Below are 26,346 nucleotides of genomic sequence, written 5' to 3' on the forward strand. Positions count from 1 at the left end.
AAGAGAATCAAGCGCGGCCTCTATCGATCGTCAGACGGACATTTGATCAATGCCGATATCAATGGCGCAGCCAATATCGGCCGAAAAGAACTCGGGGATGAGTGGCTCAAAAAGCAGCTCGAACTCGATGGGGGCGTCTTTGTGGACACGCCCGCAATTGTACGAAACCTGCATGCATGTATGGGTGTTCGCCAATTGCTAGAAATGGGAGCACGCTCCCATGAAACCTCGCACGTGAGTGCGAGGTAGTTCATTAAGCGAAGCAAAGATATTCTGCTGAAAGTCAATGTCGTTAAATCAACCGCCTCTCAGCAGGAAAAAGAAGAAGCAAAGAAAGTCTTTACCGACTCTGTGATGGTCGCCTGGGCGGTGGGTATCTTCAAGCAAAGTTTCTGTACCGTCGATGATCCGCTTGCTTCTTCTTGGCGCGGACTGGTGGATTCAGGTGTGACCGTTCGCTACCACCTTTACGCTGACGGCAATTACCTGATCGACGGAGACATCTCCAAAGGTATGACCTGCTACACGAAATAGCGGCGCGCAGTGTTTTAGGCACAAAAAGAGGCCGAAACAAGTCCGGCCCAAAGGAGAAGAGATCAATTAATCTCTGAACGAATCGTCTTTACTTAGTGACCTTGATCGTGTCGAAGCCGGCAATCTTCTTGCCGTTGGCCTTGGCGTAAACATAGACGTCCTGGGTCACTTCGGGAACACAGTACTTAGCGGCCTGTTTTCCTGAGAATGTAATGACAGCGTCGGGGATACCGTCTCCGTTGACATCCTTCATCGCCACGGACTGGGCGGTTGCGGGATCAGGAATGATCTCGACATCTTCTGTCGGATGAGCCGGCTGAATTCTCACGCTCTTTGCATCGATCTTTGAAGCGTCAAATGTCTTGCTTCCGAGAATTGCGACTTTCGCGGCTTTGTCATTGCCCTGACTGATGGATTCTTCCAGGAACAGAACATTGGTCTTCGGAAGTGCGTCCTTCGCTTTTGCGACAAGGTTTGCACCTTGTTGGTACGCGTTAACGTTAAACGCATGCAGCACATTAAGCGCTTTTTCTGTTCCGCCGACTTTTTCTGCCAGTGCGGCTTGCTGTTCCACAGACTTGCGGCCTTTATCCCAGTCCTTTTCCTGCGCGCTGATCATTTTTGCGAGCTTCTTGTGACCGTCCAGATAGTCCGACAGAGCTTGGTTGGTCAGGAAGGTGTAAAGCGGCAGTTCCGGTTTGTAGTCAAAGCTGGAAGCTTTGGCGTGGAACTGCTGTCTTGTCGCTTCATCAGGCGTCATGAATGACTGCGCGGCAGAGGGTTTGGCAAGCGGATAGAACGGAATATAAGGATTTTCGCTCGGCATGCCGGATGTTCTCCAGCCGATCGTATAGTTCTTGTTAGGAACCATTTCGTAGACGACGGATTCAAAGGTTCCGGGATTGCAGATGTCGTTAATGCTCTGATGGAAGAATCCGTTATCGCGTTTTTCGTGAGCATAATGACTGCGAAGGATGTTCTTGACGTCTTCAACCGTAAGCTTCTTGGAAGGCGTGATGGAGTACGGGAAGTCGTTCGGATTTTGGATTTCTTTGCCGGTGAGATATTTCCATCCGGTCTGAGAGCGGTCTTTGATCCAGTCTGCATCTCTTCTTGCGTCTGTCTGATAGGCTTCGCGGAAGTTGAAGTCGCTGTAGTCGCCTTCTTTTTTCGGTTTGTAGGTGCCCATCTTGATTGCGTGTTCGATAAGGTCGGGAGAGGCGATGACGTCAGGAGCGTTTACGTCAACCGGACCGAGGGTGTAGGCGTTGGCGATATACAGCACTTCGTTGTCGCCGATCTTCTTGGCAAGATATCTGCCTCCGCGGATAAGATTTAACTGCCATGCTTCATCTTTATCGGCGATTGTGTACACACGGCCGGCAGCGCGATAGCCGTATTTTTTGACTAAGTCAATGGCGATGTTGACGCCGTCGCGAGCATTCTTTGCTCTCTCGGCAACGATTCTTCTAATGGCGTATCCGACGCCGCCGTCCTTGACAGCTTCGTCTTTGTCGTAGGTGTCATAGCTCTGGTTTGAAGCAAGCGAGACACCGTTTTCATTGACAAAGCCGTCAGAATACGAGTAACCAGCAGGATGAAGCGTCTGACTCCAGTAGTATCCGTAGGTGTGCGGAACCTGCGGAATCTTAGCGGCGTCCGGTTCGTATTCGATGACCTCTCCGGCAGGATGGTCGGCTGCAGGAACCCAGTACTGGGATGTGATGATGCGGCTGTCATTGTCTTCGTTATGGCCGACAAGAATGTTTCCGGTGGCCGAAGCGTTTTTGCCGACAACGACGGTTGAACATGCAATAGCGTTGGTTCCTAGAATTAATCCTGCTGCCAGTGCGGCGGCGGTAAGTGCAAACTTGGTCATAGCTGCTCCTTAAAGTTTTGGAAGAGGTCTGAGTGCGTAAAAAGGACGTTTAATCAGCCTTTAGGCTTTGGTTCAGACGGACAGGATTTACTTTATTATGTGAGGAAAAATCGACCAATTGCTCAGGAAAACCCTGGGTTTACCACTATATCGCGAGAAAAAAGGAAATGGCCTCAAATTTTGATTTGGAGAACTTAAAGGACTGGGAGCTCTTAATGCGGGTTGCTTCCAATGGCTCTATGAATCAAACTGCCGCAGAGCTTGATTTAAGCATCGCGACCGTGAGTCAGAAAATCAAAGATATTGAGGCGGTTCTCGGGTATCCGATTTTCGAACGCACTACAAAGAAAACTCGTTTGACACCGGAAGGCGTACAGCTTTTGGCGGCTGCAAAAAATCCTTTGGATTCTTTCAAATCTTTCGTTTCGGATATTCACAGCGCAGACAGAATGAAAAAAATCCACATCACCTGCTCAATATCCAATTCGATTTCGAGATTCTTTTTTCGTCTGTGCGCAGAATTTAAAAAGGCGCATCCGGAAGTGGAGTTTGAGCTGATTGACAACCAATATTCTTTGAGAGACAGGCTTAAACCCGCGGATGTGTCGATCTTTGCGAACCTTTCGCAAAACGAAAGATCCAATACCGTATTGCTCGGAAAAGAACCTACGATAATTTGCGCTCCTGCATCAATCGCCGATAAATATAGCGGCGGCCTGACTCTTCAGGATCTTTCCAAAGAAATGGTTTTGCTTTGTTCTAACTGGACTTGTCCGTCTCCGTTTCTTTTTGACAGCAGAAGCGGCAAAACCTATCCGCTGCCGGAGTCAGACCGAATGTATTTCATCAGTTCTGAGACAGTGTTGGAGGCGGTTACAGAAAAGCTTGGCGTCGCATGGGCTCTCCCTTACATGATGACGGAAATGTATTTGGCCGAAGGTGAAATTGTCAGAGTTCTTCCCGACTTAGAAGGTCCTTCCGTTAATTACTTCATGGGTGTTGAGGCAATGATTACGGAGCCGATTGTTTCCTGTTTCATTGAATATGCAGCCTCCGAGCTGAGGAAGCGATTGGCGGTATTCCAAACATCTTCTCCTTCCTACGCGCTCTACTAAGAGTCCGCAAGTGATCCTGTCTGCATGGCTTCGGCACAGACAGGGTGTGTATAACATGAATTGATTGCGGCAGCTTCTATCAGATCGAAGAGTTCTCCTCTTTTGGATTGGCGGCTAGAACTTCCTTCAAATATCGTCCCGTCAGACTCTTCGGATTATTCGCGATACATTCCGGCGTGCCTTCAGCGACAATCTCTCCGCCTTCACTGCCGCCGCCCGGCCCCATGTCTATGACATAGTCGGCGTTCGCGATTAAATCTAAATCGTGCTCAATGACAATAATCGTGGCGCCGTGTGCTATGAGCTGATCAAAGACTTGAATCAGCTTGCGCACGTCAAGCGGATGCAGCCCGATGGTCGGTTCGTCAAACACAAAAACACTGCCGGACTGAGGAGTGTTCATTTCCGACGAAAGCTTCAGCCGCTGTGCTTCCCCGCCCGAAAGCGCCGGAGTCGCCTCACCCAGCGTCAGATAGCCGATGCCGAGCGTGTTGAGAATATCCAGCTGCTGCTCAATCTTCTTCTCTCCTTTGAGTACCGTTGAGGCATCCTCCGCGGTGAGTGACAGAATGTCCGGAAGAGAAATGCCGTCGCCCTTGCTGTCTTTGCCCTTCCACTTAATGTCATAGGCGTGTTTGGCGTAGCGTGATCCGCCGCATGTCGGGCATGTGATGCTGATGTCCGGCAGAAATTGCACGTCTAATGAAATTGAGCCGGTGCCGTCACACGTGGGACAGCGAAGACTGCCGGTGTTGTACGAGAAATCGCTTGCGGAGAGTTTCTCCTTTTTAGCGTCCTCCGTCTTCGCAAAAAGTTTGCGCAGGTCGTCAAAGACGCCGTCATAAGTTGCAACCGTAGACCGCACATTGGCGCCGATCGGCTTTGAGTCAATGATGTCAGCGGAAGTTACGCCTTCTGCGTCCGCACTGACGACATGTTCCGGAAGCTGCTCTTTATGGATGCCGGCCCGCAGAGCAGGAACCAAGCACTCCAGCACAAGAGAGGTTTTGCCTGCGCCCGAGACTCCGGTCACGACGGTGAGCCGCCCCTTGGGGAAAGAGGCGTCCAGGGCGTGCATCGTATAAAAGGGCTTGGTCTTGATGCGGATCCTGCCAAGATCAAACATATGCTTTTCATCAGCGCGCTTACGCACAATGATCTGAGCTTTATCGGCAAGGAACGGCCCGATCAGAGAGGCGGGATTGCTTTCTGCCTGAAGAGGCGTTCCCTGCGTGATAATTCGGCCGCCTTTTTCGCCTGCGCCGGGGCCGATCTCAATCAGCTGATCCGCAAGCCTCAGAATGCGTGTGTCATGGTCGACCATGACGACGGAATTTTTTCGTTCGACGAGCTCACGAATAATATGCATCAGACCGTCTACATTGTACGGATGCAAACCAATTGAAGGCTCGTCCAGAACGTAAAGCACGCCCGTGGTTTCGCTCCTGACTGCTCTGGCGATCTGAACGCGCTGCAGCTCTCCGTTGGAGAGCGTGGCGCCGGCTCGATCGAGCGTCAGATAAGAAAGTCCGAGGTCGACGAGACGCTGGCCTGTCCTTTGAAATTCTTTGACAATGCTCTCGGCCATATCGGTCATTTCCTCCGGCAACGCTGTCGGAATCTCAAGCGTAAGCTTCATGAGTTCTCCGAGCGTGTGCTCACTCATCTCGGCAATGTTCTGTCCCATCAGCTTGGAGGAAAGCGCTTTCTCGTTTAATCGAGTCCCGTGGCAGCATGGGCAGGGTCCTCTCGTCAGAAAGCGTTCAACCCGCTTCATGCCTTTTTCATCCTTTACCTTGGACAGCGCGTTTTCGACCGAATTAACAGCGCTGAAGTAGGTGAAGTCAAGCGGTATGACTTGACCGTTTTTATCCTTGTAGAGAATGTGTTTTTTAACGGCAGGGCCGTCGTAAACAATCTGTTTTTCTTTCTCTGTCAGATCCTTAAACGGAATATCGGTGCGCACGCCCATTTCTCTGCAGACGTTCGTCATCAGAGACCACATGAGTGTTCCCCAAGGTTTAACCGCCCCCTGATCAATGGAGAGCGATTCGTCCGGCACGAGACTTGCCCGGTTAACCGTCAGAGCAATACCGGTTCCGCCGCACCTCTGGCACGCGCCGCTGCTGTTGAAAGAAAAGTCTTCAGCGCTCGGGCCGTAAAACTCTTCGCCGCAGACCGGACATTTCAGCTTGCGGCCGAATGCTACGTTCATACTCGGCGGTACATAGTGCCCGTTAGGGCAGCGGTGCGATCCGAGACGGGAATACATCAGACGAATACTGTTAAGCAGTTCTGTGAGCGTGCCGAACGTGCTTCGAATGTCCGGTGTCGTCGGTCTCTGATGCAGCGCCAGCGCGGCCGGGATGTTCTGCACGGAGTCCGCTTTGGCTTCCTGAGCCTGCGTTAGTCTGCGCCGCGTATAAGCGGAAAGCGCTTCAAGGTAGCGCCGCGAGCCTTCTGCGTAAAGCACACCGAGCGCTAGCGAGGATTTGCCCGAGCCGGAAAGGCCCGAGATCGCCACGAGCTGATTGAGCGGAATATCCGCGTCCAAATTTTTTAAATTGTGAACATGAGCCCCGCGCACAAGAATGCTGTCCTTCATTTTTCTATTCCGGAGGTAATTCGTTATTTGTGCAAAGATAAACTCATCAGGACCGGAAAATAAGATCAGTGCTTAAAAAGAGAAAGATGAAGGTGCTCGGAGTTTTAATTGTCTTTGCAGGTTTTTCTCCCTCATCAGAATATCTTGAAGCAATTCCTGACGATCCTTAACTTTATAATCAGGAATCAGTTTTTTTCGATCGGACCGCCGGATGACTCAGCAAGCAGAAAACAACACAACATATTTATGGTTTGACTACGAAACATTCGGGGCAAACGCTATCAAGGACCGACCGGCTCAGTTCGGCGCTGTTCGCACGGATGCTTCGTTCAATGTGCTCGGACGACCGATCATTCTCTATTCCCAGCTTGCGGACGATTACCTTCCGTCAGCCGGCGCTTCTCTGATTACCGGGATCACGCCGATGACGCTGCTCGAAGAAGAAAACGTCATGACGGAGTCTGATTTCGCGGAATCCATCTATCAGCAGATGATAAAACCGGGCACGATTTCGATCGGTTTTAATTCCATCAGCTTTGATGACACCGTCACGCGCTTTCTCTTTTGGCGCAACCTGATTCCGCCTTATACCCGGGAAAAAGGAGAGGGCAGAGGAAGGTTCGATCTGTTTCCTTTTATCAAGGCGCTCTACGCCTTTTACCCGGACACGCTCAATTGGCCTAAGAGAGAAGACGGTTTTGTCAGTATGAAACTCGAAAACCTTTCGAAGGCAAACGGACTCTCGCACGAACACGCGCACGACGCTTCGTCTGACGCCTATGCGACGATGCTGCTCGCAAAACTGATTTGTCAGAAAAAGCCCAAGATTTGGGAATACGCGCTCACGATTAGCCGCGCTGAGAATTTGGTCAAGCTGATGAGCGAGCAGGCTCCGCTTCTCTATGTTGATCCTTTCAGGACTCATGAACGCAGCCGCGGCCTTCGTCCGGTCTTCCCGCTGATGGAGAGCCCGAGCATCAAAGGAACTTGGGTATGCTGGGACTTAAACGCCGATCCTAGTGCGATGATGACCATCAGCGCCGAAGATATGAAAACGCGCCTCTTCGTTAAAGCCGAAGATCGGGAAAAAGGCGTTGAGCCGCTTCCCTTTGTCATGATCAATCTAAAAAAACAGCCCTTCCTCGTCAGAGGTATCGGCTGGGTGGATAAAAACGGTAAAGGACTTTTCGAACACGATGCTGCTTATTTCCTCGCCAATGCGCAGAAGATTCGGGAGATGAAGGATCGGATTCCGGCGCTCAACAGCCTTTTTGCGGAACTCGCGGAAAAGGATAGTCAGCGCTTCGATAATCAGGCTGTGATCCCCGAAGAGCATCTCTACTTTAATAATTTCCCCTTCAGCGACCGCGATAAAATGACCAATTTCCGCAAGCTGAGCCCGATGGAAATGGCGGAGCGGCTTCCCACGATCGGCTATACCAAGGACGAACTTACACGTCTCACGCTTTATTTCATGGCAAGAAACTGGCCTGAGGAAACGCTGGAGCCCGACACAGAGGCGCAGTGGAGAAAATATAAGATGCAGAAGCTTGTCAACGGTTACGGCGGCTCTCGCACCTTTGAAGAGTTTTTCAGCGAAATCGACGAACTTGAGAAACAGTACGCGGATGATGAAGCTAAGCTTCAGATTCTCGAAGAAGTCCGCGAATATGGTGAAAATCTTTTAGCCGATTATCAAGGTTAATTCGTTATGCTCATTCATCCGGAGTTTGACCCGATCGCCGTCCGCATGGGACCGGTGGCAATTCATTGGTACGGCCTGATGTATCTCATCGGCTTCGGCCTTTTCTATCTGTTGGGGATGTTCCGATGCAGACAGGACTGGCGCGGGATCAGCCGCACCAATCTCGACGATCTGCTGTTCTACGGAATGATCGGCGTGATTCTCGGCGGGCGCCTGGGCTTTGTCTGCTTCTATCAGCCGGAATATTACTTCTCGCATCCGCTTGCGATCTTTGAAGTATGGAACGGGGGTATGAGCGCGCACGGCGGATTTATCGGCGTGATCCTGGCGCTTTTATATTTTGCCTGGAGAAACCATAAGTCTGTTCTGACAGTCGGTGATTTTGTCGCGCCGCTGGTTCCGCTCGGATTTTTCTTCGGCCGTCTGGGCAACTTTATTAATGGTGAGCTCTGGGGAAGAGCGGCGTCAGCGGATTTGCCCTGGACAATGATTTTTCCGCAGGCCAGAGACGGTATCGCGCGCCATCCTTCTCAGCTCTATGAAGCGACGCTTGAAGGCTTGGTGCTGTTTTTAGTCGTTTGGATTTACTCGGTTAAGCCGAGACCGGCAGGCGCGGTCTCGGGACTTTTCCTCATGGGTTACGGGCTGGCGCGATTTATCGTTGAGTTCTTCCGGGAGCCGGACAGCTACCTCGGCCTTCGGCTCTTTGACTTATCGCGCGGACAGTGGCTTTCCATCCCGATGATTCTCTTCGGCTTGGGCCTCTATATCTGGGCCCAAAGAAGAAATTAATCGCCGAAGCTGTCGCAGAAGACGTGATCGTCCTTTAAGCCGCAGCGGACGGTCAGATAGTCAAACGCGGAGCGGATGAACCTGCCGTTGCCGCACATATAAACATCCACTTCGGACATGTCGCCGTGATCAATCGCGGCCTGTGTCTGAACGTGTCCTGTTACGCCTTTCCAGCTTTCCTCTCTGGAGACGATCGGCGTGTAATGGATTTCCGGGTAGTGCGCTGCCCAGTCCTTAAAGAGCTCATCAACAAAAAGATCGTCTGAAGTGCGGACACCCCAGTAGATATGGAGACTGCGGTCTTTCAGATCGTCCTTTTCAATCAGCGTCTGAATCATGCTCTTGATCGGAGCGATACCGGTCCCGGTGGCAAGGAAAATCGCCTTTCTGCCTTTGGGTGTATTAAAGACGGCTTCTCCGTCCGGTCCTTTGAGTTTCATCTGATCTCCGACACGGAATCCGTCAGAGAACAAAAGACTCGTAAAGACGCCGTTTGTGACGCGGCGGATTAAGAATTCGATGGTTTCTTTCTGCAGTTCGGAACTCGCGACGGAGTAGCTGCGGGAAAGTCCGCCCGGAAGTTCAACCGCATAGGATTGTCCGGCCTTAAAGTCAAAGAGGCCGCCGTCAGTACGCTTGAGAACAAGACGAAGGATGGAGTCGCGCAGGAGCGTTTTCTCAACAGCCTCGACCTGAATGAATGCGGGCTTGGCCGTCTCCAGCACTTTGACGCTTCTGACCTTGATTTCTAAATCCGAACGCGCTTTTGCCGTGCACATCAGCGCCAGACCGGATTTAATATCCGCTTCCGTCAGTGCAAAAGGCTGATATTTGCCCAGATCAACGTCGCCCGAAATAATCTGAGCTTTGCAGGCGCCGCAGGCGCCGGAGCGGCAGGCACAGGGAAGCGCGTAGCCGTTTCGTTCGGCTGCTTCGAAAATGTTCTCATCGGGGTCGGCCGAAAATTCGTACGGCGTTCCGGATAATTTAATACGGAAAGGCATTTCGTTAAATAATTTATTGATTTGAAGAAAAAAAATTCTATACCAAAATTGAAGGCGCTTTCCGATGTCGAAAAGCGCCTTCAAAATCCCCCGCCTGAACCGTACGGCCTGAGTCCTGAACCGGAAGTTCAGGGTGGAGGCCTCTGCTACTTGAAAGGAGCAGCATCGCGTGCCGCTCAACTTTAAAGAAATAGCAAGTCAGCCTCCTTGCTTGTAGCATTGGTTCAAAGAACAACTGACCGATGCTCGAATTCCGCAGGGGACGTACTTAATTCTAGTCATTTGCGCTGAGGAAAGAAAGTGGTAAAGGCGCCTATTGCGCAAGATGAGTATTACGGGTATGAAGCCGCTTTCTAAGGGGCTCGGCCGAGTCCTTGGTCGCAAAGTTCGATCAGATGACGTACTTTTTGTAGCGTTTCGTCATCATTGGATACTTCTTTGTCGAGGACCTGTTCCCTTAATTGCTTTTTGATATCGGGATCGATCAGAAAAGAAAAGAGCGAAAGGATCAAAAGCTTCGTGTTCGGATCAGACGTTAATTCCGCCGGTTTGCCGTTGTTATAGGACACGAGGTACTCGTTAAACATGTGGATCAGCTTATCCACTTCGCCGAGGTTCGTCTCTTCCGGCAGACGCACGAGGAGCTTTAAATTCTGAACGTGAATACGATAGGGGATTTTATTAGCCACGATGCTTTACTCTTGAGACTTCTGAAGATCGTCGCGGAAGATTTTGATTCGTTTGAGCTGCGTGTCGAGCTCCTCAGTCGCGATTTTGATTTGATTGCGCAGTGCGTCAAGACTTTTGTCTTTGTCATCAATCTGTCTGCGCAGGACATGGTTCTCGTGCTCAAGATTCTTAAGACGCGAAGTTAACTCAAGAATCCTGAGCTCGAGCTGTTTGAATGCCTCTTGAGCGGCGCTGTTCATTATTTAAGACCAAGGACGTCATCCATGGAATACAGTCCCGGTTTCTGATTGACAACGTACTGAGCGGCCTTGACGGAGCCTTCGGCGTATCCGGCGCGCGAGCTCGAAAGGTGCGAAATGACAATGCGTTCTCCCGGACCCGCAAAAATCACCTGATGGTCGCCGACCACGTCCCCGCCGCGAAGCGCGGCAAAGCCGATGCTGCTCGGAACTCTCGGTCCGGTATGACCCTGACGAGCCCAAACGGCGACGTCTTCAAAGTTCTGACCTCTGGCCTCAGCGATGACTTTGCCCATGGCGATCGCGGTTCCGCTCGGCGCGTCCACTTTGCGGCTGTGATGCATTTCGACGATTTCGCAGTCGTAGTCTTTGAGAAGCTTCGCAGCCTGCGCAAGAAGCTTATTCGTGACGTTGACGCCTGTGCTCATGTTCGGAGCAAAGACAATCGGAATCACTTTGGAGGCTTCTTCGAGTTTCTGCTTCTGTTTCGCATTCAGACCGGTTGTGCCGATGACCATGGCGATTCCCGCGTCCTTGCAGATATCAAGGAAAGCCATCGTGCCTTCGGGGCGGGTGAAATCGATAAGTACCTGAGCGCCGCTCGTGCGGAGCGTTTCATTGTCGCAGCTGATCTTAACGCCGCTGTTAAAGCCGAGGGAGGCGCCGGCGTCTTCATTGGCTTCGACGTGATCCGTTTCTTTGTGCGCGAGCGCGCAAGCCAGTTCGGCGCCTTCCGTGTTCCACACGGCGTCAATAATCATTTTGCCCATGTGGCCTTTAGCGCCGGCAACTGCGATTTTAACCATGACAAGTCTCCAATACTTTGATTATTCCGTCTTAGCGGCTTCTTCAGCGCCCTGAGTTTCAGAGGCAGCTCCTTCAGCTTCCAAGCTCTTCTTCTCGGCAACGAAGTCACTGTGACGCTTGAGCGTCTCTTCTCTGGCGCGTTCGCCGAGAATGGCTAAGTCAGCGTCGGTTTCATCCGGCATCGGATCGGACTTGAAGCTCTCGACTCGATTGTCGTCGTTGAAGACGATGGTCAGCTTGCGGACCGTCGGCTGACCGCCGCGCGGATTCAGATAGTAGACGTAACTCCATTCGTTCTTGTGGAAGATACTCTGCAGTGTTGCTGTACCGAGCAGGAAGATGACCTGATTTTTAGTCATTCCTTCATGCAGGTTTTCTACCATTTCACTGGTTACCACGTTGCCCTGATGGATGTCCGGACGGTACGGTGTAAGGATCTTGGGAACGTAATCCGATACGGAGGAACAGCCGGCCAGAAGTGTGAGGGGCAGTACTGCGCACAAAATAAGAGGTTTCATGAAGAGGGTTCTGTTTAGTGGTAATACAATAACCATGTATGATAAAGGATTAGTGTTTAGATTAACACTTTGAAGAAAACCTCTTAACGAGAATTGTTGAATGCAGCATAAAGAGATAGCGGACAACGCGAAGAATTTAAAAGAATTAGGGCTTAAGGCAACCGGTCCGAGACTGAAGATTCTGGAGATGTTCCAGAAGAAGACGTCTAACGGGACTGATCGTCACATGAGCGTCGCAGAAGTTTATAAGGAGCTGGTGGACGCGGGCGAAGACGTCGGTCTTGCAACGGTCTATCGTGTTCTCGCGCAGTTCGCGAGTGCGGGGATTCTGATTCGCCGCAATTTCGAACACGGAACGGCGCTGTTTGAACTCGACGACGGTCATCATCATGATCATCTGATCTGTGTGATGTGCGGCAAAGTCGTTGAATTCATTGATGAGGAAGTGGAGAAGCGTCAGTTTGAAATCGCGCAGAAACATGGCTACTCGCTTGTCGATCATTCCATGGCGCTTTACGGCGTTTGCCCGGCATGCCGTGACAAGAACAAAAAATAAGAGCACGAAGCTTTGAATGCATGAAGGACGATAAAACTATCGTCCAAGTAGAGAAGGCGGACCCAAAATGTCCGCCTTTAAATATTAATGTCTGAGCATCTCTTTAGCGTGCTCAAGCGTTTTATCCGTAATTTTGATGCCGCCGAGCATGCGCGCGATTTCTTTAACGCGTTCCTCCTCATCGAGCGGAATCACCGTTGAGGTTGGGGCTTCGTCCTTGCTTTCAGCATGCTTCACAATCTTGAAGTGGTGTGAGGCGCAGCTTGCGACCTGAGGCAGATGCGTCACACAGAGAACCTGCTGATGCTCACCGAGCTGCGCAAGCAGCCGGCCAACGGTTTCCGCGACTCCGCCGCCGATGCCGGAATCCACTTCGTCAAAAATCAGAGTGTCCACGGTCGCTGTCATCGTGTCGGTGACCGCAATCGCGAGACTGACGCGCGCGAGTTCGCCGCCCGAGGCGACTTTGGCTAGCGAGCGACGGGCAACACCCGCATGGCCGGCCACTAAAAATTCACACGAATCCGTGCCAAGCGGTCCCGGATGCTCGCTCGGCGTCACGGAGACTTCAAATGAGCCGCCTTCCATCGCGAGCGTCTGCATGACTTCGGTGATATTTGTCTGCATCCTGAGCGCCGCTTTGCTGCGCTCGGCGCTAACCTCGGCGGCAAGCGCTTCATAGCGCTGCTGAGATTTCTGCGCCTTGTTCTGAAGCTCTGTGACGTTGATTTCCTGAAGCTCGGAAAGTTTGAGCCGCGACTGAATCATTTCTTCATACAGTTCGCCGGGCTCAATGTGATATTTGCGTGCGAGCGAAAGATAGGAACTCAGGCGCTCATCAACTTCTGCAAAACGCGCCTCATCAAAATCCATACGGCTTAAAAAATGCTCCACGTCGCTTGAAGCGGAATCAATGATTTCTCTAGCCTCGTTGAGCTGGCCGTATACGCTCTCGATTTTCTTATCGATGTCCGAGATGTCGTCCAGCGCGGAAATGGCGGAATCCACCATCGAAAGCGCGCTTTCATCAGCTTCTGTCAGGGTAGCCCGGGCTCTTTCGCAGGCTTCCAGAATCTCTGTGTAACGAGAGAGCTTAGTGTGCTCTTCGTTAAGCGTATCCCATTCGCCTTTAAGGGGAGCGAGCTCATCCATGTCTTCCAAGTACCAGCTCAGCTGCTGAGCTTCCGCCTGATGCTGTGCCTGTCGGTTTTTGGCTTCATCGAGCGCCTCTAGCGCGTCCCGCCAAGCATTCCAGCGCTTTTTAAGTTCTGAAATTGTCGGTCTCAGCCCTGCATAGTCGTCGAGCATCTCCAGCTGGGAGCCTTTGCGCAGAAGCGACTGATGCGCATGCTGCCCGTGAATGACGACAAGCATCTGACTGAGCTCTTTAAGCTGAGAAAGGGAGGCTGGAATTCCATTAATCCACGCTCTGCTCTTGCCTTTGATATCGAGTGTGCGGCGAAGAATAAGATCGTCCTCTTCGCCTGTGAAATCATTTTCCGCGAGCCACTCACGAATTTTTTCATTGGTGGTGAAGGAGGCGCTGAGATCGCTCTTGTCCGCGCCTTCTCGAATAAGTCCCGCGTCGCTGCGGCTGCCGAATAAAAGCTGAATCGCGTCAATCAGAATGGACTTGCCGGCACCGGTTTCACCGGTCAGCGCGGAGAAGCCGTTTTGAAAGTCCAGCTCAAGTTTTTCTACGATGACAAAGTTTCTTATATTCAGCGTGCTGAGCATAATGGTTAGCGATCCGTTGGATTGTAGTTCCAGTGTAATTTTTGATTTAGTGTATCGAAGTAATTGTGCGAAGTTGGATGAAGAATCTTGATTGTGTGTTTATAAGGAGAAATCTTCAGGACATCGTTGATCAGTACTTCGTTTTGATCCTGCATGTCAAAGTATAGAATCGCGTCTCGAATTTGTGTAACGCAGATTTCAATAAGCGAGGATTCCGGCAGAACTATCGGACGGTTGGAAAGCGTGTGCGGCGCCACCGGGATCATCAGCATGCAGGGCACAGACGGATAGATCATCGGACCACCCGCGCTCAGCGCGTAGGCGGTGGAACCGGTCGGCGTAGACACAATCAGACCGTCGGCATGCATGCTGCACATCTGAAGACGGTTGACGATGACCGAGCATTCCACCATGCCGCCGGAAACACCGCGCGAAATGACGACTTCATTGAGTGCGACATTGCGATAGACCTCTTTGTCGCCCCGCATCTGAATGCACTCAAGCAGCGTGCGCGAATCTGTGTAGTAGTGACCGTTTAGAATTTCCGAGAGCTCGTTTTCCATGCGCTCGGAAGGAATATCCGTAATGAATCCGAGTCGGCCGGCATTAATGCCGATAAAAGGCACTTCGTATTTGGCCATGCGGCGGGAAATGCCGAGAAATGTGCCGTCGCCGCCGTAAATAATAAAAAGATCCGCCTGCGTGCCGATTTCTTCCAGAGTGCGGCCGCAGTCAAGCCCGAGCGCCTCAGCGGCCCGTTTCTCCAAAATGACGTTTCTGCCGTGCCGGATCAGAAAATCTCGAAGCTGCTTCAAAGGAGCAAAATCGGTGGAGTCACGCTTGCCAAAAACGGCGACGGTTTGAAATTCAACAGACATTTTTATTATTTCCCGGCCTTTTCGCTTTGAATATCGCGAAGCAGCCTAATTGTATCTTCGGGGGTACGGATCGCAGTGAGAAGCGTCGTCAGCGCCGGGCCCTGAACTGCGCAGATCCACTCCGAAGAGCTCCAAAATTTAAATGTTTCGCGAAGCATGACGCTGGAGCCGCGTACGCTAAGCTGGTCATCGTCACCGATGACTGCCCGCACCGTCGGGTTGCCTCGCTGAGAGAGACAGTCGGTGAGGGCCCATAAATGGTAAAAAGCGAGTTCGGGATTTTCCTGCCGATCAATCCAATCGTTAAAAATGACGGAGAAGCGCATGCGGACGAGCTCCTTCATCGAATTGGTCGTGTCGTAGGTTTTAAACGAGAGAAAGACCGGAAGGGTAGACATCGCGATAGCGACTCTGCCCTTGGTCGCTCCGATCTTTGCATATTTGAACGGCAGCCCTTTACAACTGACAGAGTCCTCAAACTCATCCTCGATCACAGCCTTTTCAAACTCGTCGGGGAAATAGTGCGATAGGATCGTTGTGATGATCAGTCTGCTCCAAATAAGCGCATGCGCCTGGCTCGGATGTTGCCGAGCGTAGGCAAGGATTTCGGAACCGAGCACTTCTTCTGCCAGATCCAGCGGAGGCGCCTGAGTGCAGTCCGCGACAAGCAGAATAGGCGCTGCGAGTTTGGAGTAGTACATGACCGAAATCCTGGCGCTTTAGTAGAAGCTGCTGCGTTTGGGCTGAGAGGTAAGCGCTGCGATCGCCATGACGACCCACGCGGCGATCATGAAGAAGCCGCTGATGGGCGTGACAAGCGGGAAGGGGCGCCACTGAATCAGCACAAGCAGATAAAGACTCACGGAGAATCCGAGGCTGCCGATAAGCAGAAGAATGCCCGCGATATTGACAAGCCAAGCCTTAAAGTGCTGGGTTGCCCACGCAACGGCAAAAAAGCCGAGACCGCTGATCAGCTGGTAGAGAACGGCGTATTCATAGCTCTCAATCAGACGAGGAACGGTGACGGCGGCTCTTAACCCATGCGCGCCGTACGCGCCCAATGCGATGCCGGAAGCCAGCATGAGTGCGCCGAGAAAAGCCCAGATATGCATAAAAACTCCTAAATTTTTATTCCAGAGGGTCGCTGATGGCGACAGCATGGAACCCTGCGTCCACATAGATATTATCCCCCGTTATGCCGGACGCGTAATCGGAAAGGAGGAATGCGGCAGTGTTGCCGACTTCATCAATAGTGACGGTTCTCTGCAGCGGAGCAAGAGACTCCATGTGGTGCAGCAGTTTCGAGAAGTCTTTAATGCCGCTCGCGGCAAGTGTCTTGATTGGGCCGGAAGAGATTGCGTTGGCGCGAATGCCTTTTGGCCCGAGACTTGCTGCAAGATAACGAACAGAAGCTTCAAGGGCGGCCTTGGCAACGCCCATGGTGTTGTAGTTCGGAACAACGCGCTCGCTGCCCAGGTATGTCAGTGTGAGAACAGAAGCAGGACGGCCTTCCATGAGCGGAAGCAGCGCTTTAACCATCGCCGGGAAGGAGTAAGCGGAAATGTCCAGCGCTGTGCCGAAGGCGTCTCGCGAAAGTCCTTCAAGGAAGTCACCCTGAATCGCTTCTCTCGGAGCAAAACCGATCGAGTGCACCGCGCCGTCAAGACAGCCCCATTTGTCACGAAGCACTTCAGTCATTGAGAAAATCTGTGCATCATCGGAGACGTCAAGCGGAATGACGATGTCGCTGTCAAATTCCTTGGCAAAACCCGTGATTCTGTCGAGGAATCTTTCGTTCTGATAGGTAAAGGCAAGCTGAGCGCCCTCTCTGTGGCAGGCTCGCGCAATGCCGTATGCGATAGAACGATTGGATAAAACACCGGTAATCAAGATTTTCTTGTCTTTAAGCAGGCTCATTGATGATCCTTAGAAAGTTTTTTAAGAATCATAAGATATTAAGCGAGTTTGCTAAAGAGTGGTATCGGATTACCTTAGTTTAAGCGTCTGACCTACGTGAAGACTGTTGTTTTTTAGTCCGTTCAGCGCTTTCAGCTGATTGACCGACATATTTGCAGAAGACGCGATCGAGAAAAGCGTGTCGCCTTTGCGCACTTTATGTGTACGCTGTTTGGCAAGAGGTCGCTCGTTAATGCGCTTCTGAACTTTCTCGGGAACTTTCTCAAGCACCACAGCCTGCTTGGTCGGAATACCGCTTGCGTTGATCGTAAGACGCTGTCCGACGGAAACATTGTTGCTGCTGAGATGGTTGGCACTCTTAAGGGCGTTTACGGAAATAGAGTAGCGCTGAGCAATGCTGAAAAGCGTGTCGCCTTTGCGCACAACGTAGAATTTGGCGTTTGAGGCTTTTTCTGTAACCGGAGGCTTGGAGGCAACCTGACGAGTCTTAACCGGGACATTGACGTAAAGCATCTGACCGACTTTCAGACGATGGCCTCTGAGGCGGTTGCTCGAGGCGATAATCTTAGTCGATACGCCGAGACGACGTGCAACGCGCGGCAGCGTGTCGCCTTTTCTGACACGGTAGGAGACGCGGCGGAAGTCCTGAGCGAGCGCGAAGGAAGCGTCAATCGTGTCCGAGGAAATATCTTCTGCATCGCCAAGACCGCTGTCGCGGCTGACGAGAACGAGTGAGCCCGGTTTAATGCGTCTGCCGGAAGGTATTTGGTTGGCTTCCCGAAGCGCTTCCTCCGACATGTGCGCTTTCTTCGCTATGGAAGCAATGGTGTCTTCGGGTTTGACGCGATAAGTCGTCCAGCTCGAAAGTGGCTTTCCGCTCATGCGGTATGTCACGAGGTTCTCCACGAACGTGTCGACCTTATCGGTCGGCATCAGCATGGAGTGGTTGTGGGAGGCCACAATGACGGGACGGTTAAAGGATGGATTCAGCGTGCTGAATTCTGCCTGAGACATTCCGGCCAATTGGGCCGCACGCTTAACATCGATATCCTGATCTTTGAAGATCTGAACAAAGAAAGGTTCGTTGTATACCGTGGGAAGCTTTATCCCGAAGTTACGGGGATCTTTAACGATATTTTTGATAGCCTGAAGCTTCGGATAATAGTTGCGGGTTTCATCAGGCATCTTCAGCGACATATAGTCGGTCGGAAGACCCTTCGCCTGATTTCGCTTAATCGCGCGGCGCAGGTTGCCTTCGCCCCAGTTGTAGGCTGCCAGCGCAAGCGGCCAGGAGCCGAATTCGTCGTAAAGCCTCTGAAGATAGGTAAGCGCCGCAGATGTGCTTTGCAGTACGTCGTAGCGTTTATCGAGCCACATGGTCTGATCGAGCGAATAATCTCTTCCGGTCGCGGGCATGAACTGCCAGAGACCCGCGGCTTTGACTCTGGACTTGGCGTTGGTGACAAAGGCGCTTTCAACAAACGGCAGCAGCGCGATTTCGGTCGGCATGCCGCGCGCGTCAACTTCTTCAATGATGTGGTAAAGGTACTTTTGTGAGCGGTCCGCCATGCGCTGCAGATAATCCGGTCGTTTTGAGTATTTAGCGACGTTGGCTTCCACAACGCTGTTCTGCATGTCAGGTACTTTGAAACCGTCTCTGATGCGTGTCCAGACGGTATAGATTTCGTCATCATCCGCGCCCGGCGTCACGATCTCTTTGATTTCTTCCTGATCGGGCTCTGAAGCCGTCGCGTAGGTCGAACAGCTCAAAGCAAGGGCAATAGCTAGTATGCGGAACGAGGTTTTTAAGTACATTGCAGTCACTGAAGAAAGACACGATACAATAAAACGCTAATTTAAACGAATTTATGGTACTTCCGACGGAAAAGCTCTAGGCGATGTAACTTGATTTTTCCGATGAGGTTCACGGTATATGACATCAAATATCACGCTTGCGCAGTTTTATTCATCAGCGCTCGGGCAGTATGCTCTGCGGTGGGAGCGGGCGCAGTATGACGCTTTGGTCGCAGACTGCTTCGGGTACCATGCCGTACAGATCGGAGCCTCCGGCATCGATTTTCTGAGCAATAACCGTATTCCGCTCAAGGTGATCGGAGAACGCAGTCTGCGTCCTCTGACTCAGCTCGAAGACAGCCGCGTCCGCATACAGCTCTCTTATAGTGAGCTGCCGTTTGAAAGTGAAAGTCTCGATCTGGTGCTTTTGCCTCATGCGCTGGAAATGGCCGAAGATCCGCATGCGCTGCTGCGCGAAGTGAGCAGAGTTTTAATTCCCGGCGGCAGAGTGGTGCTTACCGGGTTTAATCTGACGAGTCTTTGGGGCATTCGTTTCCATCTGCAGAAATTCGGTGCAAAGGTGTTTCTCCCGGGTAAGCAGTTTATGTCGGTGTTTCAGCTGAAAGATTGGTTATCTCTGCTGTCCTTCCATGTGGATCGAGGCACTTTCGGCCGCTACAGCTGGTCGTTTTCTCCGGAGTCTCACAAAGAGTCTTCCTGGCTGGAAAAAGCCGGTGACAGGTGGTGGCCGCAGTGCGGTGCGATTTTTGCGCTGAGCGCGACCAAAGAAGCTTTGGGCGCGAAGCTGGTTGGCAAAGCCATTACGAAAAAGTTTAATTTTCTCGGCGCCGGAGCGCGCCTAGAGGAGGGCAGCCGCTCTCAGTTTGAAGGTAAAAAAGAATGAAACAGGTAGAAATTTGGACGGACGGCGCAAGCAAAGGAAACCCGGGGCCCGGGGGCTGGGGTGCGTGGCTGAAATACGGCCGTCATGAGCGCAAGCTCTGCGGCGGCTCTCTCAATACCACAAACAATCAGATGGAGCTGATTGCGCCGATCAACGCTCTTAATACATTGACTGAGCCGTGCTCCGTGAAGCTTCATACAGACTCCAAGTACGTGAAGGAAGGGATGACCGCATGGATTTACGGCTGGAAAAAGAAGAATTGGAAAACTCAAGGGGGCACTCCGGTTAAAAATGCCGATCTGTGGAAAAAACTTGATGAAGCTGCCAGCCGACACAAGGTTGAATGGATCTGGGTCAAGGGACATGACGGCATTGAAGGCAATGAAATGGCCGATCAGCTTGCGAATCAAGGTGTGGAAGAAGTCCTGAAACGCAATAGATAATCGCGGGTAAAAAGTATCCCGGGTGTACTGCGGCTGCAGGCGCCCGGGATTTAAATTCCTATCCGAATCAGGCAGGAGGGATGCTGCGGATAGGATGAGGAGAAAACCGGTTAACCCAATAACTGACAGAAGTCCTTGTCTAGCAATTCCAGAGCATGGACAATCTGCTCCTGCTGCCTGACAACCCAAGCTTCATGCTCGGCAATCGCTTGGTCAGAACGCGCGATCGCTTTGTTGATTTCGCTCTTTTGCGGACCGCCCGATGTGCGGCGGTTCTCAATAATGGTTTTCGGATTCAGCGTCGCTTTAAATTCCTCTTCGTTCATGGGGCAGACTTCGCTAGCCGACGGGTATTCCGTTTTAATGACATGCGCGTATATCCCTTTGACCTGAGCGTATGGGAAATTTGTCGGGTTGAAGTCATTTGCTTTCGCATAAGAGACAATCTGGCTTGCGACATGATGGCCGACGCGGAACGGCAGTTTGTATTCACGCATCAAAACATCCGCGATTTCCTGCGAGGCGGTCCAATCGCTGTTCAGCTCTTTGAGCGCTCTCTCCTGGCTGATCTTGAGTGCGTTGAGCATCTTGTCAAACTGAGTCAGCATCTTGATTGTGCTTGAAACCATCGAGCTGTTGGCAGGAACGCGCTTCGGGTCAATCATTCCCGGAATGATGTTGTGCGCTCTGAAAACCGCAGCCTGAGCCTCTCCAAGAACCCCGCTTGCCGCTTCGCGAACTCCGAACATAAGGCCGGGATTCCTCTTCTGAGGCATCGCAGAAGACACATAGGTATTGTCGCCGCCCTCCTGCAGGAGAATCCAGGGCTGAGGCTGGGCGTATTGCACAGAAACGTCCTGAACAAAAGTGCCGACATGAAGCGCGATTGAGGTCAGGATTGATGAGAGTTCGGTCGGTTCATCGACCGGTTTAATCTGAGCGGCGTCATATGCGTCTTCGACGGGGCCGTCAAAACCGAGATACTCAGCGATTTTCTCGCGGTTAAGCGGCCAGCCGGTTCCGTTAAGAACGGTTGTTCCCATCGGACAAAGATTTAAACGCTCATAGAACTGTTCGAGCCGTTTGCTGTCACGCTTGAAGCCGGCAAGAAAGCCCTGCAGGTAATGTGCATAGCTGTTGGGCTGAGCGGCAACACCGTTGGTGTAGTTCGGGACGATGGTCTCCGTATGGTCTTTAGCAAGCGTGTTGAGGATCCGCATGCTGCCGACAAGCTTGCGGGCCAATGCAAGAACGTTGTCACGCATGATGGTGGAGTAATAAGTCGCATGCATGTCCTGACTTGAGCGACCGACGTGAAGCATGGTTGCGTCAAGGCCGGCGGCTTCGATGAGGAGCGGCTCGTACTTGATGACGCGTGAGGGTCTCAGAGCTCCGGGCTTACAGCCGTTCTCAATGACTTGGCAGATAGCCTTTGCAATTTTTTTTGCAGTTTCCTCGGAAAGGAGGCCTCGCTCGCGGTTTGTAATGACCGAGGCTTTGTTCATTTGGCTAAGCCAGAAGAATTCGTCTTTCGGTTCTTTTTTTAAGAAAAGGGCTGCGGTCTGATTTGCCGCCGCAGCTGTCAGATCGTTTCCTTTCATAGTGGTTATGAGTGGTTTGAGGTTGGTTGTTGTTATGTGTGGTTTGTGATGATTCGTTATGAGATTGATGCTAAAAGTTTTAACTGATTCATACAATGCATTGATATGCAACTTATTACTTGCATAAAACGCAAATAATATTTAGCAATAATTTGCTTGAACAGCTGTCAGATTAAGCCTCTAAAAATGCGTTTCCTGATGAACTCTTGTGTTATGACAGGAGCTATTTCGAGAAGATGACTTGTTCTGGAAAAGAAATTCCAATTGAGTTGATCGATCGGGCTGCTGTAGTGTGGTTCTAATTTTCGAAAATAGTGAATAGCAGGTATTCAAATTTTTTTTCTGCCTCTCGTCACAATAGATGAGGTTCGTGAATCTTAAGGAGAATCTCATGGAAAAATTTAAACTCTCAGTAACAGCTTCGCTGTTTTCAATTTGTATTGCTTCGTCTGCTTGGGCAACTTAGATTATTGATACTGACTTAGTTATTGTTGGCGGTGGACTTAGCGGAATCTCTGCAGCTGCAAGGGCAACAGAACTAGGCGTAAAACCGGTTGTGTTGGAAAAGACATCAATTCTTGGCGGGGCAGGTAATTTTCCGGAAGGTTCTTTGGGCCTGGGAACGAAGTATCAGAAGGAACACGGTATCACTTGGGATATACAAAAAAATATCGATCGTTTCCTTGACTTTAATCATTTTCGAACAAACCCCGCAGTGATTCGTCAGCTCATTGGGCGGTCTGGCGAGACAATTGATTGGGTTACAGATAAAGGCGTTGAGATAAGAGGAATCCGCACTCTTTGGCCGCAGGGCGAGTCTTACAACTGTTGGCATCTCTTCAAAGGCGGGGCTTCGAATGTAGTTGCAAAGCTCAGTGATCAAGTGAAAAAGAACGGTGGTACCGTCCTGCTGCAGACTCCGGCTCAAAAGCTAATTAACCGTGACGGCAAAATTGTTGGTGTTGAAGCCGTGAATACAAAGACTGGCGAAAAAGTTATAGTTCATGCTAAGAAAGTTATCCTTGCGAGTGGTGGATTTGCTGCAAATAAAGGAATGATTGAAAAGTATGTGACTGACTCATCGGACCTATCCGTTTCAGAACCAATCCGCTTGAGAAGCGCTATTGGTGACGGCCGCACTGGAGACGGCATCAATATGGCGCTTCGTGTGGGTGCTTCGGTTGCCAATATGGAAAATGTTGTGGGTAATGCTCCGTACCTTCCCGAAGAGCCCTTGATTAATCAATTTAACGGCGCCGATTACCTTAAACATGGAAGATGTGCTCTTGTGCAGCCCTGGCTCTGGGTAAACCGTGACGGCGAACGTTTCTACAATGAGTCTCGCGGATCTCTCTTTACCGATGTATATGCGGCGATGACGAATGCCGGCGGTGTTATGTACACGATCTTTGATCAAAATAAACTGGATCGCTTAATGCATGACGGCGCACTTATTCCCTTTAACGCGATTGTTCCTGCCGGAACTAAATTGACAGAGCTTCCGAAAACTTTTGAAGTTGGAATGAAGAACGGCTGGGCATTTAAGGCCGATACGATTGACGATTTGGCGCTTCAGATTGGTGTTCCCGCTGAGAATCTGAAAAAGACAATTGCTCAAATAAACGAATTTGCCGATCAAAAGAAAGACCCGGAATACGGAAGAAATCCTGCTCACCTTGAAAAATTCGATTTGAACAAAGGGCCGTTCTATGCTTTAAAAGGAATCCGCACTTATTTCCTAACGTTGGGAGGAATTAGGATAAACAAGAATTTTGAAGCTCAGAACGCTCAAGGTGACTCCATCCCGAATTTATATGTGGTCGGTGCGGATATGGGAGGATTGTTTGACAGTACGGACGATTTGAAGGTCGAAGGGGCGACATCTTCCTTCGCGTTGACTTCCGGCAGGATTGCTGCTGAACGCGCTGTTGAAAGTTTGAAGTAAACAAAATAAAAAACCGGGCATAATTGATGAAAAATTATGCCCTTTTCTATGGACTTGAATCTTGCACTTATCTTCTACGAGCTTTACGCCTGCCGAAGCATAAGTAAGGCGGCCGCAAAGCTTGGTTCATCGCAGCCTACAGTCAGTAGAAGGCTGCAGGAGCTTCGATTCGTTTTCGAGGATCCTCTTTTTATATCTAATGGCCACGAGCTGTCTCCGACAAACAAAGCGGTTACCATTTATCCGGAGATATCCAAACTTATTGCAGACGCAAATGCAATTTTCCATCAAGCTGAAAAGTCGAACGTCAGTAAGGTTATCATAGCCTGCTCGGATGATTTTGAGTATTTCATTGGACCTAAAATTATTGAGGAATTTTCCAAAAGTCTGCCTGACGTTCTGGTGATTTTTCATCAAGTGAATACTCTCCTTGCTGAGCAGATAATTATCGATCGCAAAGCGGATTTCTGTATTACCGCAGGTGGAACACACAGCAACATTGTTGCCAGAGAAGGCTTTGGCACTCATAAAGATGTCTGCCTCTATCAAAAACCAGATGGGTCCTCAGACAATCAACTTTCTCTTTCTCAGTATCTAAAAATGGAGCACTTTAGTGTGCACTTCGGAGGTTCTGAAGGCGTGTCGGACGAAATACTTCGTAGAAATGGCTTTAAAAGAAAACTTGTCGGCCTGACTTCTCATTATTGCGGCATTGAGCGTTATATATTGGGAACTGGGAGAGTGGTTTTGGTTCCTGTTTATGTTGCTAAGCTGCTATGTGCCCAACACCCGGACCTTGTCTATTGTGATATCCCTTTTAACAGCGTCAATGATCCGGTGGAACTTTCTTACCGCAAAGACTCCCTTAGGTCTAAATTTTTCAAGAAGTGCAGAGACGTACTTGTGAAAGTTATGAAATCAACAGACTGGAATTGAGGCGTTGAAGATAACGGGAGCTGTCTGGTTGTTTAGCTGATTTTTAACGATCAAACTCTTCTTTGGTTGCGTACAATGGAGCCAGCTATCAACGTGGATTAGATGACATGCTGAGAAATAATCTGGGAAACTTGAGGTATTTCATCGCTTTTGCCGAGCTTCAAAGAATTTCAGCTGTTGCCGTCAGGTTTGACGTGAATGAGTCAACGGTCAGCCGCGCTTTGCGCGCCTTCCAAGAGGAAGTTGGCCATCCCTTGTTTAGCCAAAACGGACGCAAGCTTAATCTGACGGATTACGGCCTGATGGTCTACAACCGATTGAGCGGTCCGCTGAAGTCTTTAGACGAAGCCTATGACAATATCTCCAAAGTAGAGCATGAGATTAAGGGAACAATCCGTCTTTCTACGGCGGCAGGCTTTGCAAGTACGCATTTGGTGAATCTGCTGGATCGCTTCTGTGAAATTTATCCGGGCGTGCGCTTTGAGACCCGCGTTGATTCCGGCTTGACCGCGCTCCGATCCTGCAAAGTGGACATCATTACCTTAACTTCTGTTCCTGATAAGTCTGATGATCTGGTAATGATAGAAAGAGGAATCAACACGTACGAAGCGGTGGCGTCTCCCGATTTTATTGAGAAATTCGCTCCGCTCGATACTGTGGAGGATCTTAAAAAGGTTCGTGTTTTTGCATACGGAGGCCGCGAGCGTGAATCCACTAAATTTCTTTATCGCGGAACTGAGAAAAAACCGATTGTCTGTTTGGACTACTTTTCTTCCGACAGTCTGTGGACAATAAAAAAAGCCGTCCTGGAAGGCAAAGGCGTCGCGATTGATATTCCAAGATTCTTCTGCCTTGAGGAAATTGAAAAAGGGACTCTTGTGCCGATTCTCAGCAGCTGGAGAAAACCGACCGCTCCGCTTTTTACGGTTCTGACGAAGACATCGTGGAACACGCCAAAGTTCAGAATCTTTGCTCAGTGGTTTTCCGAGGAAAGCCGAAGGATTTATCAGTCTCGGCGGCTATAAGAATTCGATTGGAAGCGGCATAGGCAATAACAGCTGCAGATGGTGAAACGAGCGAGCGTGGTGCCGCTGGTTGGACTCTAGATGCCAAATCGGAGCTCTGAGGGATGGGACTTTCGGCGTCGAGAAAAAATAAACTCGCAAAATCCTTTGCAAATTCTCACCGCGCATTGTGAAGTTCCGCTCTTTTTCCGCTTGTCAACACGGGACGAAGAGATTCCAGGACAGTTTCGTAAGTGTCGCAGCCTCGGTGTTCTTCTTTTATATCCGGTCTAAAAACACCCCCTCCTCCCTTAGCGGAAAACTAACGGGGCCTTTTACTCAGGTGCTAGCAGTAAAGCATAAGAATCAAAGTTAATGAGAAATCGCAAGACTAACTTTATACTAACGTTTAAGGTTTTCAGGTAGATGGTAAACCTTTTTCTTTGAGCGCCCAGGGATTGCAGCTTTGGGCGTTTTACTTTGGTTTTTGCTTCGATGGTTGAGCGGGAGACGAGAGCGAAACCTTTTAATTCGTCGTTTGGTCACTTCTAGGCAAGCGTTTCGCAAAACTTCTAAATTCGTGTAGAATCCCGTATCTCAAGTGCACGGTTAGCTCAGGGGTAGAGCACTGCCTTCACACGGCAGGGGTCACTGGTTCGAAACCAGTATCGTGCACCATTTTTTTTGCAAAATCAATAAATTAGCTTAAAAATTCTGTATAAAATCTGCAAAAATCTGCGGAT

At 50.5% G+C, this 26,346-nt stretch carries 24 protein-coding genes, 1 tRNA gene, 1 other RNA gene and 1 pseudogene; 12 read left to right on the forward strand and 15 right to left on the reverse strand.

Annotated elements, in window-relative coordinates:
* Both NFR90_RS09215 and NFR90_RS09220 read left to right on the forward strand, forming a co-directional pair.
* Positions 1-249, forward strand: a pseudogene (locus NFR90_RS09215) (RNA-guided endonuclease InsQ/TnpB family protein); the annotation flags it as partial.
* 105 nt (positions 250-354) lie between these two features.
* The gene (locus NFR90_RS09220; protein WP_251452439.1) at positions 355-534 is read left to right on the forward strand and encodes a hypothetical protein; all 180 of its coding nucleotides are present in this window, start codon (positions 355-357) and stop codon (positions 532-534) included.
* An 88-nt stretch (positions 535-622) separates the two neighbouring features.
* Here NFR90_RS09220 and NFR90_RS09225 read toward each other — a convergent pair whose 3' ends face one another.
* Positions 623-2,413 (reverse strand): C69 family dipeptidase, encoded by a 1,791-nt coding sequence (locus NFR90_RS09225; RefSeq protein WP_251452442.1) that lies wholly within the window; start codon positions 2,411-2,413, stop codon positions 623-625.
* Positions 2,414-2,580: 167 nt separating this feature from the next.
* Here NFR90_RS09225 and NFR90_RS09230 point away from each other — a divergent pair, with 167 nt between their 5' ends.
* Positions 2,581-3,528, forward strand: a complete 948-nt coding sequence (locus NFR90_RS09230) for a LysR family transcriptional regulator (RefSeq protein WP_251452445.1) — start codon at positions 2,581-2,583, stop codon at positions 3,526-3,528.
* Positions 3,529-3,607: 79 nt separating this feature from the next.
* Here NFR90_RS09230 and NFR90_RS09235 read toward each other — a convergent pair whose 3' ends face one another.
* A complete protein-coding gene (locus NFR90_RS09235; protein WP_251452449.1) occupies positions 3,608-6,133 on the reverse strand; it encodes an excinuclease ABC subunit UvrA in 2,526 nt (841 codons plus the stop codon).
* Between the two features lie 211 nt (positions 6,134-6,344).
* On the opposite strand from NFR90_RS09235, the gene sbcB reads away from it, so the two are divergent.
* Together sbcB and lgt are read left to right on the forward strand one after the other, a co-directional pair.
* Positions 6,345-7,838, forward strand: a complete 1,494-nt coding sequence (gene sbcB / locus NFR90_RS09240; protein ID WP_251452451.1) for an exodeoxyribonuclease I — start codon at positions 6,345-6,347, stop codon at positions 7,836-7,838.
* Positions 7,839-7,844: 6 nt separating this feature from the next.
* A complete protein-coding gene (gene lgt, locus NFR90_RS09245) occupies positions 7,845-8,630 on the forward strand; it encodes a prolipoprotein diacylglyceryl transferase (RefSeq protein WP_251452453.1) in 786 nt (261 codons plus the stop codon).
* On the opposite strand, the gene NFR90_RS09250 is transcribed toward lgt, so the two are convergent.
* The 6 genes from NFR90_RS09250 to NFR90_RS09270 all read right to left on the reverse strand — a co-directional run bounded on the left by NFR90_RS09250 (position 8,627) and on the right by NFR90_RS09270 (position 11,888).
* Complete coding sequence (locus NFR90_RS09250; protein WP_251452456.1) at positions 8,627-9,634, reverse strand: 2Fe-2S iron-sulfur cluster-binding protein; 1,008 nt, start codon at positions 9,632-9,634, stop codon at positions 8,627-8,629. The genes lgt and NFR90_RS09250 overlap by 4 nt on opposite strands.
* A gap of 83 nt (positions 9,635-9,717) precedes the next feature.
* Positions 9,718-9,899, reverse strand: a non-coding RNA gene (ssrS, locus tag NFR90_RS11755) — 6S RNA.
* 88 nt (positions 9,900-9,987) lie between these two features.
* Positions 9,988-10,323, reverse strand: coding sequence for a hypothetical protein (locus NFR90_RS09255; RefSeq protein ID WP_251452459.1), 336 nt, complete (start codon positions 10,321-10,323; stop codon positions 9,988-9,990).
* A 6-nt stretch (positions 10,324-10,329) separates the two neighbouring features.
* Positions 10,330-10,563 (reverse strand): hypothetical protein, encoded by a 234-nt coding sequence (locus NFR90_RS09260; RefSeq protein WP_251452460.1) that lies wholly within the window; start codon positions 10,561-10,563, stop codon positions 10,330-10,332.
* Positions 10,563-11,369 carry a 4-hydroxy-tetrahydrodipicolinate reductase gene (dapB, locus tag NFR90_RS09265; protein ID WP_251452462.1) on the reverse strand — a complete coding sequence of 269 codons (807 nt, stop codon included), beginning with the start codon at positions 11,367-11,369 and terminating at the stop codon, positions 10,563-10,565. Before dapB ends, NFR90_RS09260 begins: the two co-directional genes overlap by 1 nt.
* A gap of 21 nt (positions 11,370-11,390) precedes the next feature.
* On the reverse strand, positions 11,391-11,888 hold the full coding sequence (locus tag NFR90_RS09270; protein ID WP_160335618.1) for an outer membrane protein assembly factor BamE: 498 nt from the start codon (positions 11,886-11,888) through the stop codon (positions 11,391-11,393).
* A gap of 100 nt (positions 11,889-11,988) precedes the next feature.
* On the opposite strand from NFR90_RS09270, the gene fur reads away from it, so the two are divergent.
* On the forward strand, positions 11,989-12,444 hold the full coding sequence (fur, locus tag NFR90_RS09275; RefSeq protein WP_277612808.1) for a ferric iron uptake transcriptional regulator: 456 nt from the start codon (positions 11,989-11,991) through the stop codon (positions 12,442-12,444).
* Between the two features lie 84 nt (positions 12,445-12,528).
* On the opposite strand, the gene recN is transcribed toward fur, so the two are convergent.
* The 6 genes from recN to NFR90_RS09305 all read right to left on the reverse strand — a co-directional run bounded on the left by recN (position 12,529) and on the right by NFR90_RS09305 (position 18,791).
* The gene (gene recN / locus NFR90_RS09280) at positions 12,529-14,181 is read right to left on the reverse strand and encodes a DNA repair protein RecN (protein WP_160335620.1); all 1,653 of its coding nucleotides are present in this window, start codon (positions 14,179-14,181) and stop codon (positions 12,529-12,531) included.
* Positions 14,182-14,186: 5 nt separating this feature from the next.
* Positions 14,187-15,059, reverse strand: a complete 873-nt coding sequence (locus tag NFR90_RS09285; protein ID WP_251452464.1) for an NAD(+)/NADH kinase — start codon at positions 15,057-15,059, stop codon at positions 14,187-14,189.
* Positions 15,060-15,064: 5 nt separating this feature from the next.
* A complete protein-coding gene (locus tag NFR90_RS09290; RefSeq protein ID WP_160335622.1) occupies positions 15,065-15,760 on the reverse strand; it encodes a hypothetical protein in 696 nt (231 codons plus the stop codon).
* An 18-nt stretch (positions 15,761-15,778) separates the two neighbouring features.
* Complete coding sequence (locus NFR90_RS09295) at positions 15,779-16,171, reverse strand: DUF423 domain-containing protein (RefSeq protein WP_160335623.1); 393 nt, start codon at positions 16,169-16,171, stop codon at positions 15,779-15,781.
* A gap of 16 nt (positions 16,172-16,187) precedes the next feature.
* On the reverse strand, positions 16,188-16,976 hold the full coding sequence (locus NFR90_RS09300) for an enoyl-ACP reductase FabI (RefSeq protein ID WP_251452467.1): 789 nt from the start codon (positions 16,974-16,976) through the stop codon (positions 16,188-16,190).
* A gap of 69 nt (positions 16,977-17,045) precedes the next feature.
* Positions 17,046-18,791 (reverse strand): lytic transglycosylase, encoded by a 1,746-nt coding sequence (locus NFR90_RS09305; RefSeq protein ID WP_251452470.1) that lies wholly within the window; start codon positions 18,789-18,791, stop codon positions 17,046-17,048.
* 118 nt (positions 18,792-18,909) lie between these two features.
* Between NFR90_RS09305 and NFR90_RS09310 the strand changes: the two genes are divergently transcribed.
* Positions 18,910-19,674, forward strand: coding sequence for a class I SAM-dependent methyltransferase (locus NFR90_RS09310; RefSeq protein ID WP_251452473.1), 765 nt, complete (start codon positions 18,910-18,912; stop codon positions 19,672-19,674).
* Complete coding sequence (gene rnhA, locus NFR90_RS09315) at positions 19,671-20,117, forward strand: ribonuclease HI (RefSeq protein WP_160335627.1); 447 nt, start codon at positions 19,671-19,673, stop codon at positions 20,115-20,117. Before NFR90_RS09310 ends, rnhA begins: the two co-directional genes overlap by 4 nt.
* Positions 20,118-20,227: 110 nt before the next feature.
* On the opposite strand, the gene NFR90_RS09320 is transcribed toward rnhA, so the two are convergent.
* Entirely contained in the window at positions 20,228-21,718 is a 1,491-nt protein-coding gene (locus NFR90_RS09320; protein WP_251452477.1) for a lyase family protein, read from the reverse strand.
* A 487-nt stretch (positions 21,719-22,205) separates the two neighbouring features.
* Here NFR90_RS09320 and NFR90_RS09325 point away from each other — a divergent pair, with 487 nt between their 5' ends.
* The 4 genes from NFR90_RS09325 to NFR90_RS09340 all read left to right on the forward strand — a co-directional run bounded on the left by NFR90_RS09325 (position 22,206) and on the right by NFR90_RS09340 (position 26,281).
* Positions 22,206-23,663, forward strand: a complete 1,458-nt coding sequence (locus NFR90_RS09325) for an FAD-dependent oxidoreductase (RefSeq protein ID WP_277612810.1) — start codon at positions 22,206-22,208, stop codon at positions 23,661-23,663.
* Between the two features lie 36 nt (positions 23,664-23,699).
* Positions 23,700-24,599 carry a LysR family transcriptional regulator gene (locus NFR90_RS09330; RefSeq protein WP_251452480.1) on the forward strand — a complete coding sequence of 300 codons (900 nt, stop codon included), beginning with the start codon at positions 23,700-23,702 and terminating at the stop codon, positions 24,597-24,599.
* Positions 24,600-24,706: 107 nt separating this feature from the next.
* Complete coding sequence (locus NFR90_RS09335) at positions 24,707-25,624, forward strand: LysR family transcriptional regulator (protein ID WP_251452484.1); 918 nt, start codon at positions 24,707-24,709, stop codon at positions 25,622-25,624.
* Between the two features lie 582 nt (positions 25,625-26,206).
* Positions 26,207-26,281, forward strand: a tRNA-Val gene (locus NFR90_RS09340).
* Positions 26,282-26,346: the final 65 nt, after the last annotated feature.

The sequence above is a fragment of the Parasutterella muris genome (assembly GCF_943193095.1).
GTDB lineage: Bacteria > Pseudomonadota > Gammaproteobacteria > Burkholderiales > Burkholderiaceae_F > Parasutterella > Parasutterella muris.

Bases quoted from the DNA above. Each gene is read 5' to 3' on its own strand.
- NFR90_RS09270 (WP_160335618.1), bottom strand. From the start codon at position 11,888: ATGAAACCTCTTATTTTGTGCGCAGTACTGCCCCTCACACTTCTGGCC.
- NFR90_RS09330 (WP_251452480.1), top strand. From the start codon at position 23,700: ATGCCCTTTTCTATGGACTTGAATCTTGCACTTATCTTCTACGAGCTT.
- dapB (WP_251452462.1), bottom strand. From the start codon at position 11,369: ATGGTTAAAATCGCAGTTGCCGGCGCTAAAGGCCACATGGGCAAAATG.
- NFR90_RS09305 (WP_251452470.1), bottom strand. From the start codon at position 18,791: ATGTACTTAAAAACCTCGTTCCGCATACTAGCTATTGCCCTTGCTTTG.
- NFR90_RS09235 (WP_251452449.1), bottom strand. From the start codon at position 6,133: ATGAAGGACAGCATTCTTGTGCGCGGGGCTCATGTTCACAATTTAAAA.
- NFR90_RS09300 (WP_251452467.1), bottom strand. From the start codon at position 16,976: ATGAGCCTGCTTAAAGACAAGAAAATCTTGATTACCGGTGTTTTATCC.
- recN (WP_160335620.1), bottom strand. From the start codon at position 14,181: ATGCTCAGCACGCTGAATATAAGAAACTTTGTCATCGTAGAAAAACTT.
- NFR90_RS09220 (WP_251452439.1), top strand. From the start codon at position 355: ATGGTCGCCTGGGCGGTGGGTATCTTCAAGCAAAGTTTCTGTACCGTC.
- NFR90_RS09230 (WP_251452445.1), top strand. From the start codon at position 2,581: ATGGCCTCAAATTTTGATTTGGAGAACTTAAAGGACTGGGAGCTCTTA.
- NFR90_RS09260 (WP_251452460.1), bottom strand. From the start codon at position 10,563: ATGAACAGCGCCGCTCAAGAGGCATTCAAACAGCTCGAGCTCAGGATT.
- NFR90_RS09310 (WP_251452473.1), top strand. From the start codon at position 18,910: ATGACATCAAATATCACGCTTGCGCAGTTTTATTCATCAGCGCTCGGG.
- NFR90_RS09290 (WP_160335622.1), bottom strand. From the start codon at position 15,760: ATGTACTACTCCAAACTCGCAGCGCCTATTCTGCTTGTCGCGGACTGC.
- rnhA (WP_160335627.1), top strand. From the start codon at position 19,671: ATGAAACAGGTAGAAATTTGGACGGACGGCGCAAGCAAAGGAAACCCG.
- fur (WP_277612808.1), top strand. From the start codon at position 11,989: ATGCAGCATAAAGAGATAGCGGACAACGCGAAGAATTTAAAAGAATTA.
- NFR90_RS09335 (WP_251452484.1), top strand. From the start codon at position 24,707: ATGCTGAGAAATAATCTGGGAAACTTGAGGTATTTCATCGCTTTTGCC.
- NFR90_RS09320 (WP_251452477.1), bottom strand. From the start codon at position 21,718: ATGAAAGGAAACGATCTGACAGCTGCGGCGGCAAATCAGACCGCAGCC.
- NFR90_RS09285 (WP_251452464.1), bottom strand. From the start codon at position 15,059: ATGTCTGTTGAATTTCAAACCGTCGCCGTTTTTGGCAAGCGTGACTCC.
- lgt (WP_251452453.1), top strand. From the start codon at position 7,845: ATGCTCATTCATCCGGAGTTTGACCCGATCGCCGTCCGCATGGGACCG.
- NFR90_RS09295 (WP_160335623.1), bottom strand. From the start codon at position 16,171: ATGCATATCTGGGCTTTTCTCGGCGCACTCATGCTGGCTTCCGGCATC.
- NFR90_RS09250 (WP_251452456.1), bottom strand. From the start codon at position 9,634: ATGCCTTTCCGTATTAAATTATCCGGAACGCCGTACGAATTTTCGGCC.
- NFR90_RS09225 (WP_251452442.1), bottom strand. From the start codon at position 2,413: ATGACCAAGTTTGCACTTACCGCCGCCGCACTGGCAGCAGGATTAATT.
- sbcB (WP_251452451.1), top strand. From the start codon at position 6,345: ATGACTCAGCAAGCAGAAAACAACACAACATATTTATGGTTTGACTAC.